The following is a 14,997-nucleotide window of genomic DNA, read 5'->3' as shown; positions in this document are numbered from 1 at the left end:
GATGAGCGGATTTTCGCTTGCCGATCTCGAGATCATCGTTGCCCGCCGCGCGCAGGCGTCCCCAGACGAATCCTGGACCGCCAAGCTGTTTGCTGCAGGACAAGCCAAGGCCGCCAAGAAGCTCGGCGAGGAAGCCGTCGAGACAGTGATCGCCGCAATCGCCAACGATCGCAAGAACCTGACGGATGAGGCCGCAGACCTCCTCTATCACCTGCTAGTGGTGCTGAAGATTGCCGATATCCCGCTGGCTGACGTGATGGCGGTGCTGGAAGGGCGTACCGCGCAGTCGGGCGTTGCCGAGAAAGCCGCACGGGTGCCATCATGAACCGTGAACTGCGTGTTGCCGAGGCCACTGCCCCCCTCGACCATCTGGTCGATGACATCTATTCCCCGTTTCGCTTCTTTACGGTCGACGAATGGGCTAAATTCCGCGCCGACACACCGCTGACCCTGACTGCCGATGAAGTGCATCGCCTGCGCTCGCTGAACGACCCGATCGACCTCGACGAAGTCAGGCGCATCTACCTGTCTCTGTCGCGCCTGCTATCGGCGCACGTGGAAGCGTCGCAAATCCTCTTCAAGCAGCGCAAGCAGTTCCTCAGCCTATCGGACGACCAGAAGACGCCGTTCATCATCGGCATCGCCGGCTCTGTCGCAGTCGGCAAGTCGACCACTGCACGCATCCTGCAGGAGCTGCTGTCGCGCTGGCCTTCGAGCCCGAAGGTCGATCTTGTCACCACCGACGGATTCCTGCAGCCGAATGCCTGGCTGCAGAAAGAGAACATGATGGACCGGAAGGGTTTTCCGGAAAGCTACAATATGTCGGCACTGCTCAAATTCCTGTCAGCCATAAAGGCCGGGCAGGCACGCGTGCCGGCGCCTCTGTATTCGCATCTGACCTATGACGTGCTGCCCGATCAGTTCCGCACCATCGACCGACCGGACATCCTGATCTTCGAAGGCATCAACGTGCTGCAATCGCGCGACCTGCCTGCCGATGGACGCATCGTGCCGATGGTATCGGATTTCTTCGATTTCTCGATCTATATCGACGCTGACGAAAAGCTGATCCACCGCTGGTATGTGGATCGCTTCATGCGCCTGCGCGACACAGCTTTCCGCAGCCCCGAATCGTTCTTTCACCGCTATGCGACAATTTCCGAGCAGGCGGCGCTGGCGATTGCCGAGGGCCTGTGGGCAAACATCAACCTGAAGAACCTGCACAAGAACATCCTGCCGACGCGCCCACGCGCCGATCTCATCCTGCAAAAGGGCGAAAACCACCTGATCGAAAAGGTTTCGCTCAGGCGGCTTTGATCGCTAGTTCGCCGGATTCACCCGCCGTAGCGTCAGATTTATACGCCCTTCTCTCTTTAGCAAGGCCGAAGTCCCTGGATAGATCTTGTCCACCCCGTGAAACGCAAGCCGGCTATCGCCGCCGATAACCACGGCATCGCCGCTTTCCAAGCGGAACGACACCGTCCTGTCTTCCCGCTTGAGCCCACCAACACGAAAAAGGCACGCATCGCCGAGCGAGATGGACACGACCGGCGCGGAAAACTCGCGCTCGTCGCGATCCTGGTGCAGGCTCATCCGTGCATCGGCGTCATAGTAGTTGATCATGCAGGCTTCCGGTTGCAGCGACGAGCCGGAGACTTCGTTCCAGATATCGATGAGCATCGGCGGAATCGGCTGCCACGGCTCGCCCGTTACCGGATGAGTCGGCTGATAGCGGTAGCCCCGCGCCTGATCGGTCACCCAGCCAAGTGACCCGCAATTGGTCATGCGCACCGACATTTCCTTGCCGGTGCGGGGCATGGCCGGGATAAAAAGAGGCGAAATAGCCACGACCTTGCGAATTTCATCGACCAGAGCCTCCTGCCGGTCACGGTCGAGAAAGCCTGGAATGTGGCGAATACCCTTGGGCAGGACCAGCATTTACTCGTCTCCGACCTTGCCACGCATTTTCTTGACGTCGCCGCGCCCTGCCTTGGCCTTCAGCCGGCGCTCTATCGAGCCTTTTGTCGGCTTGGTCTTGCGGCGCGGCGGCGGTGGTGGCTTGTTGGCTTCGAGGATCAGATCCTTCAGCTTTTCGCGCGCATCTTCCCGATTGCGGTCCTGCGAGCGGAAGCGATCCGAAAAGATAACGGCAACGCCGTCCTTGGACAGTTTGCGTCCAAAGATGCCGCGGGCGTTTGCCTTTACCCTCTCGGGCAGCGAGGGCGAATTCAAGAGATCAAACCGCAGTTCGACGGCGGTAGCCACCTTGTTGACATTCTGCCCGCCCGGACCGGACGCGAGAACGAAATTCTCCGTCAGTTCCCAGCCCGCTATGGCAATCCTGTCATCGATGTAAAGCGTATCCGCAGCCATGGGTCAGTCTCCTGACCAACGCTTATACCGAAATGTTTTGAAAATGAATGCCGCTAGAAAACAGAAAACCCGGCGAAACGTTCCGCCGGGTTTCACGTGAATCAGGGTCTCAGACTTATTCGGCAGCCAGCCGGACGCCCGGTGCTGCATCGCGTACCGAACCATCGACATGCCGCTCGAACTTGGTGAAGTTGGCGATGAACATGTCCACCAGCTTGCGGGCCTGGCCATCGTAGGCCGCGCCATCAAGCCAGGTCGAACGTGGATCGAGGATCTTGGTGGAAACCCCTTCGACGGCGACCGGCACTTCGAAGCCGAAGTTGGCGTCACGGCGGAACACGGCGCTGTTCAGCGATCCGTTGAGCGCGGCGGTGAGAAGCGCACGGGTCGCCTTGATCGGCATGCGCGAACCAGTACCATAGGCGCCACCGGTCCAGCCGGTATTCACCAACCAGCAGGTCACGCCGTGCTCAGCAATCAGAGCCTTGAGCAAGTTGCCGTACTCGGCCGGGTGACGGGGCATGAATGGCGCACCGAAGCAGGTCGAGAACGTCGCTTCCGGCTCGGTCACGCCCTTTTCGGTACCCGCGACCTTGGCGGTGTAGCCGCTGAGGAAGTGGTACATCGCCTGATCGGGCGTCAGCCGCGCGATCGGCGGCATCACGCCGAAGGCATCTGCGGTCAGCATGATGATCGTCTTGGGATGATTGCCGCGACCGGTTTCCGAGGCATTCGGAATGAAATGCAGCGGATAGGCGGCACGGGTGTTTTCCGTCAGCGAACCGTCGTTGAAGTCGGGCGTGCGGTTGCCGTCCAGCACCACGTTTTCCAGAACAGTACCGAACCGCTGAGTGGTGTCGAAGATTTCCGGTTCGGATTCGCGCGACAGCTTGATGGTCTTGGCATAGCAGCCGCCTTCGAAATTGAAGACGCCGTGCTCACCCCAACCGTGCTCGTCGTCGCCGATCAGCGTGCGGTTTGGATCGGCCGAAAGCGTGGTCTTGCCGGTGCCAGAAAGCCCGAAGAACACAGCGGTGTCGCCTTCCTTGCCCATATTGGCGGAGCAGTGCATCGGCATGACGCCCTTTGCCGGCAGCAGGTAGTTGAGCGCCGTAAACACCGACTTCTTCATCTCGCCGGCATAGGATGTCCCACCGATAAGCACGATGCCGTTGGTGAAGTCGCAGGCGATCACGGTCTCCGAACGGGTACCGTGACGCTCGGGGTCCGCCTTGAAATCAGGCAGATCGATGATCGTAAGCTTCGGCTGGAAGCTTTCGAGTTCCGAACGCTCCGGCCGGATCAGCAGGTTGCGAATAAACAGCGAATGCCAGGCGAATTCGGTGACCACACGGGTCGGAAGCGCATTGTCCTTGTCGGCACCACCAATCAGGTCCTGCACGTAAAGCGACTTGCCCTTGGCATGCGCCAGCATGTCGGCTTTGAGCACGGCGAAATGCTCCGGCGACATCGGACGGTTGTTGTCCCACCAGATCGTGCCATCGGTATTTTCGTCCCGAACGATGTGCTTGTCCTTCGGCGAACGGCCGGTGTGCTGGCCGGTCAGCGCACGAAGCGCGCCTTGGGCCGTCAGCGTCGCTTCGCCGTTGCGGATCGCGTCTTCATAGAGTTCTGCCTCGGAATAGTTATACCGAACCGAAGCCAGTCCAGCAAAACCTGCAGCTTCCAGACGGTTTTCCGGGTTCGTCATTCCGAGCTCCTCCATGGCGTAATCCTTTCCCAGTGAGAACAGCGTGAATAGTCGTTAATAGACATAGGTTTTTCTAAAACACAAGTGGAGGAAACGTAATTAAGTTAATAGTATCAATGATTTAATCGATTTAAATATTTGTCACATTTTTTAAATCGTTTGAACTGGGCCGGGTTTCGTTGACTTTATTGTGAAAAATGGAACGGCCAGACATAGTATAAAAATCGGCCCGATTTGGGGTTTGCCACAATTTGTTCCACGTTTATACTCATGACCATCGCGCGCCGCGATGCGGGCAGACCGTAAACAGGCTGGAGAATCTTATGCAGACAATCGCGCTGGTCGATGACGACCGCAACATTCTGACTTCGGTATCGATCGCATTGGAAGCCGAAGGCTACAAGGTGGAAACCTATACCGACGGCGCATCGGCGCTGGATGGTCTGCTGCAACGGCCGCCGCAGCTTGCAATCTTCGACATCAAGATGCCGCGCATGGATGGCATGGAGTTGCTGCGCCGGCTGCGCCAAAAATCCGACCTGCCAGTTATCTTCCTGACGTCCAAGGACGAAGAAATCGACGAACTCTTCGGCCTCAAGATGGGGGCCGACGACTTCATCACCAAACCGTTTTCCCAACGGCTGCTTGTCGAGCGCGTCAAGGCCGTGCTGCGGCGTGTTGCAAACCGCGAGGCGGCAGCCAGCGGTACGGCGGCACCAGCCAAGCCCGGCACTGTGCAGACCAAATCGCTCGAACGGGGCCTGCTCGTCATGGATCAGGAGCGCCATACCTGCACATGGAAAGGCCTGCCGGTAACACTGACGGTCACGGAATTCCTTATTCTTCATGCGCTGGCGTTGCGCCCCGGCGTCGTCAAGAGCCGCGACGCCCTCATGGATGCTGCCTATGACGAACAGGTTTATGTTGACGACCGCACCATTGATAGCCACATCAAGCGCCTCAGGAAGAAGTTCAAGATGGCGGACGACGATTTCGACATGATCGAAACGCTCTATGGTGTCGGCTACCGCTTCCGCGAAGGCCCGGGCAGCTGACTTCTGTGATAGGATGAAGCGCAGCGGCGTGTGACGACAAAGGCAAGCACGGAATGACCGTTGCGGACATGGAGAGCATCAAGGACAGGCCTGCGGCAACAAAAGCCCGCGGACGACGCAAGACTCGTGTCTCGCGGCCTTTTCTCTATATCAGGCGTTTCTTCGGCCAGGCGGTGTTTTCCAGCCTGACGCGGCAGATCCTGTTCTTCAATCTCGTCGCGCTCGTCGTTCTGGTCGGCGGCATCATGTATCTGAACCAGTTCCGCGAAGGACTGATCGATGCCAAGGTCGAAAGCCTGCTGACGCAGGGCGAAATCATCGCCGCGGCAGTCTCGGCCTCCGCCCAGGTCGATACCAACTCCATTACCATCGACCCGCAGAAACTTCTGGAGCTGCAGGCCGGCCAATCGATTACGCCGGTACCGAATGACGAAGACCTGGAATTCCCGATCGATCCCGAAAGGATCGCGCCGGTGATGCGGCGGCTCATCTCGCCGACGCACACGCGGGCGCGCATTTTCGATCCTGATGCCAACCTCATTCTCGATTCCCGATTCCTCTATTCGCGCGGGCAAGTGCTTCGCTTTGACCTGCCGCCGGTGAACACCGAAACCAAGTCGCTCAGTGAACGGTTCGCCGCATGGTTCAACCGGATCCTGCAGCCCTCGAACCTGCCTCTGTATAAGGAAAGCCCAGGGGGCGATGGCCTCATATACCCTGAAGTCAAGAACGCACTGACCGGTGTGCGCGGCGCCGTTGTCCGCGTCACCGAAAATGGTGAGTTGATCGTGTCTGTCGCCGTGCCCGTGCAGCGCTTCCGCGCCGTGGTCGGCGTGCTGCTTCTATCCACCCAGGCAGGTGATATCGACCAGATCGTGCATGGCGAGCGGCTTGCGATCATGCGCGTGTTCGGCGTCGCCACCCTGGTCAACGTCATCCTCTCGCTTTTGCTGTCCTCGACCATCGCCAATCCACTGCGGCGGCTGGCGGCGGCGGCCGTCCGGGTGCGGCGTGGTGTCAAGTCGCGCGAGGAAATCCCCGACTTCTCGTTCCGCCAGGACGAAATCGGCAACCTGTCCACCGCAATTCGGGGCATGACCAACGCACTCTATGATCGAATTGCCGCCATCGAGAGCTTTGCCGCCGATGTCTCCCATGAGCTCAAGAACCCGCTGACGTCGCTTCGCAGTGCGGTGGAAACCTTGCCGCTGGCGCGATCGGAAGAATCGAAGAAGAAGCTTCTCGATATCATCCAGCACGATGTTCGCCGGCTTGACCGGCTGATCTCGGACATTTCCGACGCCTCGCGTCTGGATGCCGAACTGGCGCGATCCGACGCCAAGAAGGTCGACCTGCAAAAGCTGCTGGAGAGCCTGGTCGAAATTTCGAGCCAGGTACGGTCCAGGGGCAAGACCGTCGCCGTTACATTCCAGGTCGACAGAAAAAGCGCAGGCAAAGGCGATTTCTCTGTGGTCGGTCACGAATCGCGGCTTGGGCAGATCATCACAAACCTAATCGAAAATGCCCGTTCCTTCGTGGCAGCCGAGACCGGCATCGTTGCCGTTCGGCTGCGCAAAGACCAGGGGAACTGTATTATTGAGATCGAGGACAACGGTCCGGGGATCGAAGCCGAAAACATCGACCGCATTTTCGAACGCTTCTATACCGATCGCCCCGATACCGAAGAGTTCGGCCAGAACTCCGGTCTTGGCCTGTCGATCAGCCGCCAGATCGCCGAAGCCCATGGCGGAACGCTGCAAGCAGAAAACATTACCGACGCTCGCGGCAAGCGAATCGGAGCCCGGTTCATCCTGACATTGCCTGAAAAAGGCCAATCCTGATGCCGTTCAACGTCCACGCGACGGCGCTTGTGGCCGGGACAACCGGCCTGATCCTGCTGGGGCCATCCGGGATCGGCAAATCATCGATGGCACTGCGGCTGATTGCTGCTGCTCGGCGGGCGGGACATTTTGCCACACTCGTGAGCGATGATCAGGTTATTCTAGAGTCATCAAATGACCGCATTATCGCCAGTGCGCCGGCAACGATCCGTGGCCTGATCGAGTTGCGCGGTAGCGGCATCGGGCAGCTGGACATGATAGAAAATGCTGTATTGCGCTTGGCGCTGGAGCTCGTAATCCCCGACGCTTCCACCCGAATTCCTCAGGAGAATCAGCGCTGGAGCCCTTTTGCCGGAGTTGATTGTCCGCTGTATCAACTCGATCGGGCGGCGCCCGAACCCTTTCTTCTGCTCCAGGCGCTCATACCCGGATTCCCGGTTTGGCGTTAGGATGCCAGAATACGCCAATTCACTTCCGATTTTCCATTTTGCACTTGAACTTCCGGCTTTCATTGCCATGATGGCCGCCCGGACGGTGGACGTGGCCCCTCAATTCCGTTAACAGCGGCGCCCGGACGAGAATCCGAGTGAGTAAGGAGCTGTACCGAGAATGATCGGACTGGTGCTTGTGACACATGGGCGGCTGGCGGAGGAATTCCGCTCCGCGCTGGAACACGTTGTGGGTCCGCAAAAGGCGATCGAGACAGTATCCATCGGGCCTGACGATGACATGGATCTGCGACGGCAGGATATCATGAATGCCGTGGCAAGCACCGACGACGGCAGCGGGGTCATCATCCTCACCGACATGTTTGGCGGCACACCGTCGAACCTGTCGATTTCCGTGATGTCACGCGGCAACACGGAGGTCATCGCCGGCATGAACCTGCCGATGCTGATCAAGCTTGCAGGTGTGCGTGCCGAAAACGACATGCAGAAGGCGCTTGTCGAGGCATCGGAAGCCGGCCGCAAGTATATCTATGTCGCAAGCCGTGTACTGAGCGGCAAGTAAGGGGCTGATTCTTGAACGGCGCGGGACTGGAACGGGAAATCCTGATCATCAACAAGCGCGGCCTGCACGCGCGTGCATCGGCAAAGTTCGTCCAGACGGTCGAAACGTTCGATGCCGATATCCGCGTTTCCAAGGATGGCATGACAGTCGGCGGCACCTCGATCATGGGCCTAATGATGCTGGCCGCAGGACCGGGCTCCTCCATCATGGTGACCGCCGCGGGCAACGAGGCCCAGGCAGCGCTTGACACCATCGAGGCGCTGATCGCCGATCGGTTCGGCGAGGAAATGTAGCGCGACACGCAACGCCCATAAACACATAAGCATTTCTTTATATCATTGTTGCCTTCGATGACGAAGCCTGATAAAGGCTCTCGCACACCGATTACCGTGCGGAAAATCCGCGAAATGAATTCCGGCAATTATTTGTTGCCGAGCACATCCAATCTGGAGACCAAAGTATGACCGCTGCCAAGGACTATGTCGTCGCCGACATCTCGCTTGCCGATTTCGGCCGCAAGGAACTGACGATCGCGGAAACGGAAATGCCCGGCCTGATGGCTGCGCGCGCGGAATTCGGCGAAAAGAAGCCGCTCAAGGGCGCTCGCATCACCGGCTCCCTGCACATGACCATTCAAACCGGCGTGCTGATCGAAACGCTGGTTGCGCTCGGCGCCGAAGTCCGCTGGGCTTCCTGCAACATCTTCTCGACACAGGATCATGCCGCTGCTGCCATTGCGGCCGCCGGTATCCCCGTGTTTGCCGTCAAGGGTGAAACGCTGGAGGAATACTGGACCTACACCGACCAGATCTTCCAGTGGACCGATGGCGGCTTCTCCAACATGATCCTCGACGATGGCGGCGATGCCACCATGTACATCCTGCTTGGCGCCCGCGCCGAAGCCGGCGAGAACGTACTTTCGAACCCCGGATCGGAAGAAGAGGAAGTGCTCTTTGCCCAGATCAAGAAGCGCATGAAGGCGTCCCCCGGCTGGTTCACCAAGCAGCGCGACGCCATCAAGGGCGTCACCGAGGAAACCACCACCGGCGTGCACCGCCTCTACCAGCTGCAGGAAAAGGGCCTTCTGCCCTTCCCCGCCATCAACGTCAACGACTCCGTCACCAAGTCGAAGTTCGACAACAAGTATGGCTGCAAGGAATCGCTGGTTGACGGTATCCGCCGCGGCACCGACGTGATGATGGCCGGCAAGGTCGCCGTCGTCTGCGGTTACGGCGATGTCGGCAAGGGCTCCGCAGCCTCGCTGCAGGGTGCCGGTGCCCGCGTCAAGGTCACGGAAATCGACCCGATCTGCGCATTGCAGGCTGCCATGGATGGCTATGAAGTCGTCAAGCTCGAAGACGTCGTCAAGACCGCCGACATCTTCATCACAGCGACCGGCAACAAGGACGTCATCCGCATCGACCATATGCGCGAGATGAAGGACATGGCAATCGTCGGCAACATCGGCCACTTCGACAACGAAATCCAGGTGTCTGCACTTCGGAACCTGAAGTGGAACAACATCAAGCCGCAGGTCGACATGATCGAGTTCCCGAAAGGCAACCGGATGATCCTGCTCTCGGAAGGCCGCCTGCTCAACCTTGGCAACGCCACTGGCCACCCTTCGTTCGTGATGAGCGCCTCGTTCACCAACCAGGTTCTGGGTCAGATCGAACTGTTCAACAACAAGGGCGAATACACCAACGAGGTCTACGTTCTGCCGAAACACCTCGACGAGAAGGTCGCTCGCCTACACCTTGAAAAGCTTGGCGTAAGCCTCACGGAACTTTCCGACGAGCAAGCCGACTATATTTCGGTCGAAAAATCGGGGCCTTTCAAGGCCGAGCACTACCGCTATTAATATTTAGGTAACCAACATACAAGATCTGGTATGCCACGCCTCAAACAGGGGCGTGGCTTCTTTTTTGCCCAAATCTCTTTGCGAAGAAAGTTCTACATTGTATTGTTTTTTAACATGATTCGAACGCCGTTGAGCGGGGCCCAGGGCAAAGGGGCGATCTGTGATACGGTGACAACAGGCGGGCAGCACTTGCGCGCCGGCGGCGGATCATGGGTTTCCTCAATGATTTGAGGCCCTCTTGTCGCATTGCGTGAAAATTGGCGGCAAGCATGGATGGTTCTCTTGCAGAACCCGGTGTCCTAACGGGCACCATGCACATTGCGAGACGGAACAGACTGCGGGGACTGGTCTTTGATGAAGACGGACGAGATAAGGTCGGCGGACCGACATTCCGAACGCGGAAATGTGGAGCACCATACCGACGCAAGACGGAAACGTCTTGCTCCCGTGCTCAGCCGTCTGCTGTTTTCCGCCACCGCACTGATACCCGTCGCCGCACAGGCCGCCGAAGCCGGCGCAGCGCGCGTGCTTTCGAGCGCTAATGTCATGAGTCTCTCGGCTGCAGCCGGACTGATCTGTGTGTCACTCGTCGCAGCCTTTGCCCTTGCTCGCAAGCGCAGCGCCATCGAAACCGAGAACCGCACTATCCAAACGGCGCTTTCGGACGCCCGCAACCAGATATCCCGTTATGAGGCTCTGATTGCCGACAAGAATCGTCGCATCGTCATCTGGGACGGGCTTTCCGGACAGCCGGAGTTCCTCGGACAACTGCCGCTGGAAACGGGCGCCCCAGTCAGCGACCGCGAGTTCCTGGCCTTCGGCCGTTGGCTCAAACCCCGTTCGGCGACAGAGCTCGAAAGAGCAATCGAAAAGCTGCGCGGTAATGCATCGTTCTTCGACATGGTCGTCGAGACGCATCGCGAGGAAGTTCTGGAGGCACAGGGCCGGGTTTCCGGCGGTCGCGCCTTCGTCCGCTTCGTGGCGCTCAATAACCTGCGCGCCGAACTCGCCGAGCTGCAGATCGAGCGTGACCGGCTGCAAACCTCCATTCGCACGTTCCAGACCCTGCTTGACGCTGTCGACATGCCCAGCTGGCAGCGCGCAGGTGATGGCGAGCTGACTTGGATCAACGAAGCCTATGGAGAGGCTGTCGGAGCAAGCAATCCGGATGTGGCGCTGATGGAAAAGCGTGAACTGCTCGAAATGGTTACGCGCGAAAAAATCAAGGCGATCGCCACGCCCGACAATCCGTTCCGTGACAAGATCTCCACCGTCATCAACGGCAACCGCACATTCTATGACGTGGTCGACGTCAAGACTTTGAACGGCTCGGCGGGCATCGCGATTGATGTTTCGCGTTCCGAAGCCGCACGCGACGAGCTACGCCGGACGATCAAAAGCCACGCGGAAACCCTCGATCTGCTCGCAACACCGGTTGCCATCTTCGACGAACGCCAGAAGCTGCAGTACTACAATCAAGCCTTCCGGCAGCTTTGGGACCTCGACATACCCTTCCTCGAAACGCTGCCGGGCCACGGCGAACTGCTCGACCGGCTGCGCGCCGCGAGCCGGCTTCCCGAACAGCTCAACTGGAAGACCTGGAAGGAAAACATCCTCTCGGTCTATCGCTCGATCGAGCCACATACCAATCTCTGGCATCTGCCGAACGGCCAGACGCTACGCGTCTTTGCCACCGCTCGTCCGCAGGGCGGCGCGACTTGGTTTTTCGAAAACCTGACCGAGCAGGTCGATCTCGAGACCCGCTACAACACACTGCTGAAGGTACAGGGCGAAACGATTGATCATCTCGCCGAAGGGGTGGCTGTGTTCACGCCGGACGGCAAAATCACTCTTTCCAATCCTGCGTTCCGGGCGCTCTGGGGCGTCACCGCGGACGAAGCCGCACCGGGAACCCATATCCGGGCCATAGAGACTGCCTGCATGCCGTCATACGAACAGGCTGACGGCTGGAAGACCTTTACCCGGATCATCACCAGCTTCAACGACGAACGAACCCAGACATCGGGCAAATTGGAACTCAAGACCGGTCTCGTGCTCGACTATGCGGTAATCCCGCTGCCCAATGCCCAGACAATGCTAACCTTCGTCAACGTGACCGACAGCGCACGCGCCGAACGGGCGCTGAAGGACAAGAACGATGCCTTGCACAAGGCCGACGAGTTGAAGAACGATTTTGTCCAGCACGTCTCTTATGAACTTCGTTCGCCGTTGACCAACATCATCGGCTTTACCGACTTGCTGCGAACGCCAGGCATGGACCGGCTGACCGATCGTCAGGCGGAGTATCTCGATCACATTTCCAATTCGTCATCACTGTTGCTGACGCTGGTCAATGATATCCTCGATCTCGCGACTGTCGATGCCGGCATCATGGAACTGCAGTACGCTGCAGTGCCGATCAACGACCTTCTCGACGAGGTAGCTCTGCAAATCGCCCATCGGCTGCAGGAAAATCACGTCACGCTGAAAATAATTGCCGATCACGATCTGGGTTCTGTACAGGCCGACCACCAGCGCCTCAAACAGATTTTCATCAAGCTGCTCACCAACGCGGCCAACTTCGCGCCGGAAGGTTCGGCCATCGGGCTCAAATGCTGGCGTGAAGACGCGGAGTTTGTCTTCACCGTCTCCGACGAAGGCCCGGGTATGACCCTGGAAACCCTTGACAAGATCTTCGATCGCTTTGAATCTGACGGCAAGGGCGGACGCAAGTCAGGCCCCGGCCTCGGGCTTGCCATCGTCAAGAGCTTCGTCAACCTTCACCGTGGCACGATCTCGGTCGATACGGCGCCAGGGCTCGGGACACGGATAACCTGCCGCATTCCCTGCGCCGACGCTGCTATTTCTGACTTGTCGGAGCGTTCTGCCGGATGAAGCACTTTTCCTTCTTTCTGCCCGATGACGACGCCACGCGTGCCCTAGGCGAAGATCTTGCACTCACCGTCCGGCCTGGCGATTGCCTGGCATTGTCGGGCGATCTCGGCGCGGGCAAATCGGCGCTATCGCGGGCAATGATCCGGGCGATTGCCAATGACGATGTGCTGGAAGTTCCCAGCCCGACCTTTACGCTGGTGCAGAGCTACGAGTTGCGCATTCCCGTGAGCCATTTCGACCTCTACAGGCTCGGTGACGAAAGCGAACTTGCGGAACTCGGCCTTGAGGAAGTCCTTCAGCATGGCGTGGCGCTGATAGAGTGGCCGGACCGCGCGGGTTGCCTGTTGCCGAAGGACGCGATCCGCATTGCCATCGCCCATGAGGGCAGCGGGCGGCGTGTGGAGATCGAATCATCGATTCCCCGCTTTTCCGATCGCTTGACCCGCGTGCGGTCGATGCGGGATTTTCTCGACAGTCGCGGCTATGCCGGAGCCCAACGCCGGTTTCTGATTGGTGACTCCTCATTCCGGGCCTACGAGCGGATCCGCACTGCGGACGGCAAGCCCTTTGTCCTGATGGATTCGCCGGCACGCTCCAACGGACCACCGATTCGCGACGGCAAGCCATATTCCCAGCTCGTTCACCTGGCTGAAAATGTCCAGCCCTTCATCGCGGTCGGCAAATATCTCCGGGACATGCAGCTTTCGGCTCCGGCGATCTACGAGACCGACATCGATCAGGGAATCCTGCTGATCGAAGATCTCGGATCCGAGGGCGTGCTCGATGCCAATGGAAAACCGATTGCCGAACGCTACGAGGAATCGATACGCTGCCTTGCCGACTTCCACCGACATGACGCGCCGGCAAGGCTGCCGATCACGGCGGATACTTTCCATACGATTCCGCATTTCGACCGTGATACGCTGAAATTCGAAGCGGAAGTTCTGCTCGACTGGCACCTGCCCTGGCGGCGCAACGGCGAGCAGGCCAGCGAGGCGGAAAAGCGCGACTATCTGGAAATCTGGGATCATCTCATCGACGAATTGCAGAGCGCCGAAAAAAACCTGGTGCTGCGCGATTACCATTCGCCGAACATCATGTGGATGGCCGAACGTCAGGGTTTCAACCGTGTCGGGATCATCGATTTCCAGGATGCGATCATAGGCCCGTCTGCCTACGACGTGGTCTCCATCACCCGCGATGCGCGGGTGACGGTCGAGCGTCCCCTGATGGAGAGGCTGGTCGATATCTACGTCGCCGCACGCGAGGCGGCCGGCGAATTCGACCGCGAAGGCTTCTTCAAGTCCTATGCTATCATGACGGCGCAGCGGTCCTGCCGGCTGAACGGCCTCTGGGTTCGCCTCTGGCAGCGCGACCATATGCAGAGCTACATGAAGCATATGCCGCGAACGCTGTGGCATCTCGGCATGGCTTTCGAGCATTCCGCCACTGCCCCCTTGCGCGAATGGTGTAAGAAGGCTGGAATCGCAGTCGCCGAATCACCTGAAGTGTGAGCCAATGAACATTGAAAATGCGATGGTGCTGGCGGCGGGGCTTGGCACCCGCATGCGGCCGATCACCGACACGATCCCGAAGCCACTGGTGCAGATCGCTGGCAAGCCGCTGATCGACTACGCGCTTGATACGCTGAAAGAGGCAGGCTGCAAGCGAGCCGTGGTCAACATACACTATCTCGCCCAGCAGATGATCGACCACCTCGCCCACTACACGGGCATGGAAATCGTCATATCCGACGAACGCGCCGGCCTGCTCAATTCCGGCGGTGGTCTTGCCAAGGGCGTACGGTTGCTGCCGACGGGGCCGGTTTTCGTGATGAACGCCGATCTGTTTTGGGTCGGTGAGCCGGCGCATGAAGCTTCAAACCTCACCAAATTAGCCGGATTCTTCGACGCACAGAAAATGGACATGGCGATGCTGTGCGTCGACATCGGTCAAACGACCGGCCACGACGGCAAGATCGATTTCTCCATGGCTAAAGACGGCAGGCTCACGCGCTACAAGCCGGGCACTGATCCTGGCGTCGTCTATGCCGGCGCGTTCATCATGCACAGCGCGCTTCTTGACGATGCCCCGGACGGGCCCTTCAATCTCAATCTCTATTTCGACCGCGCGATCACTGCCGGCAGGCTGTATGGCATGATGCTCGAGGGCCACTGGGTCACTGCAGGCACGCCGGAAGCGATTAGCGCAGCCGAAGAAGCCGTTCGCACGCACCAGGTGGATGCCTGA

14 protein-coding genes are annotated in these 14,997 nt (G+C 58.9%); 11 read left to right on the top strand and 3 right to left on the bottom strand.

Annotated elements, in window-relative coordinates; translation table 11 throughout:
* Nucleotide 1 precedes the first annotated feature (1 nt).
* A complete protein-coding gene (locus JJB09_RS19390) occupies nt 2-325 on the top strand; it encodes a phosphoribosyl-ATP diphosphatase (protein ID WP_201662062.1) in 324 nt (107 codons plus the stop codon).
* Nucleotides 322-1,317, top strand: a complete 996-nt coding sequence (coaA, locus tag JJB09_RS19385; protein ID WP_201662059.1) for a type I pantothenate kinase — start codon at nt 322-324, stop codon at nt 1,315-1,317. Before JJB09_RS19390 ends, coaA begins: the two co-directional genes overlap by 4 nt.
* Nucleotides 1,318-1,320: 3 nt before the next feature.
* On the opposite strand, the gene JJB09_RS19380 is transcribed toward coaA, so the two are convergent.
* The 3 genes from JJB09_RS19380 to JJB09_RS19370 form a co-directional block, all read right to left on the bottom strand.
* Entirely contained in the window at nt 1,321-1,938 is a 618-nt protein-coding gene (locus tag JJB09_RS19380) for an alpha-ketoglutarate-dependent dioxygenase AlkB family protein (protein ID WP_201662056.1), read from the bottom strand.
* The gene (gene arfB / locus JJB09_RS19375) at nt 1,939-2,373 is read right to left on the bottom strand and encodes an alternative ribosome rescue aminoacyl-tRNA hydrolase ArfB (protein ID WP_201662054.1); all 435 of its coding nucleotides are present in this window, start codon (nt 2,371-2,373) and stop codon (nt 1,939-1,941) included. It abuts the gene before it with no gap.
* A 115-nt stretch (nt 2,374-2,488) separates the two neighbouring features.
* Nucleotides 2,489-4,099, bottom strand: coding sequence for a phosphoenolpyruvate carboxykinase (locus tag JJB09_RS19370; RefSeq protein ID WP_201662051.1), 1,611 nt, complete (start codon nt 4,097-4,099; stop codon nt 2,489-2,491).
* 308 nt (nt 4,100-4,407) lie between these two features.
* On the opposite strand from JJB09_RS19370, the gene JJB09_RS19365 reads away from it, so the two are divergent.
* The 9 genes from JJB09_RS19365 to JJB09_RS19325 all read left to right on the top strand — a co-directional run bounded on the left by JJB09_RS19365 (nt 4,408) and on the right by JJB09_RS19325 (nt 14,997).
* Nucleotides 4,408-5,139: a response regulator transcription factor gene (locus JJB09_RS19365; RefSeq protein ID WP_201662048.1), complete on the top strand. Its 732-nt coding sequence runs from the start codon at nt 4,408-4,410 to the stop codon at nt 5,137-5,139.
* A 53-nt stretch (nt 5,140-5,192) separates the two neighbouring features.
* Nucleotides 5,193-6,980 carry a sensor histidine kinase gene (locus JJB09_RS19360; RefSeq protein WP_281431845.1) on the top strand — a complete coding sequence of 596 codons (1,788 nt, stop codon included), beginning with the start codon at nt 5,193-5,195 and terminating at the stop codon, nt 6,978-6,980.
* Nucleotides 6,980-7,429, top strand: coding sequence for an HPr kinase/phosphorylase (locus tag JJB09_RS19355; RefSeq protein WP_201662045.1), 450 nt, complete (start codon nt 6,980-6,982; stop codon nt 7,427-7,429). Before JJB09_RS19360 ends, JJB09_RS19355 begins: the two co-directional genes overlap by 1 nt.
* A 160-nt stretch (nt 7,430-7,589) precedes the next feature.
* Nucleotides 7,590-7,991, top strand: a complete 402-nt coding sequence (locus JJB09_RS19350) for a PTS sugar transporter subunit IIA (RefSeq protein ID WP_201662042.1) — start codon at nt 7,590-7,592, stop codon at nt 7,989-7,991.
* 11 nt (nt 7,992-8,002) lie between these two features.
* Nucleotides 8,003-8,284 carry an HPr family phosphocarrier protein gene (locus JJB09_RS19345; protein ID WP_246748793.1) on the top strand — a complete coding sequence of 94 codons (282 nt, stop codon included), beginning with the start codon at nt 8,003-8,005 and terminating at the stop codon, nt 8,282-8,284.
* Between the two features lie 167 nt (nt 8,285-8,451).
* Nucleotides 8,452-9,852, top strand: a complete 1,401-nt coding sequence (gene ahcY / locus JJB09_RS19340) for an adenosylhomocysteinase (protein ID WP_201662039.1) — start codon at nt 8,452-8,454, stop codon at nt 9,850-9,852.
* Nucleotides 9,853-10,206: 354 nt separating this feature from the next.
* Nucleotides 10,207-12,747: a sensor histidine kinase gene (locus JJB09_RS19335; RefSeq protein ID WP_201662036.1), complete on the top strand. Its 2,541-nt coding sequence runs from the start codon at nt 10,207-10,209 to the stop codon at nt 12,745-12,747.
* The gene (tsaE, locus tag JJB09_RS19330; RefSeq protein ID WP_201662020.1) at nt 12,744-14,261 is read left to right on the top strand and encodes a tRNA (adenosine(37)-N6)-threonylcarbamoyltransferase complex ATPase subunit type 1 TsaE; all 1,518 of its coding nucleotides are present in this window, start codon (nt 12,744-12,746) and stop codon (nt 14,259-14,261) included. The genes JJB09_RS19335 and tsaE overlap by 4 nt, the downstream gene beginning before the upstream one ends.
* Before the next feature lie 4 nt (nt 14,262-14,265).
* Nucleotides 14,266-14,997, top strand: coding sequence for a nucleotidyltransferase family protein (locus JJB09_RS19325; RefSeq protein WP_201662004.1), 732 nt, complete (start codon nt 14,266-14,268; stop codon nt 14,995-14,997).

The sequence above is a fragment of the Phytoamicus setariae genome (genome assembly GCF_016722925.1).
Taxonomy (GTDB): domain Bacteria; phylum Pseudomonadota; class Alphaproteobacteria; order Rhizobiales; family Rhizobiaceae; genus Rhizobium_E; species Rhizobium_E setariae.
Note: the sequence above shows the minus strand (reverse complement) of the source record. Positions and strands in the feature narration are given on the sequence as shown.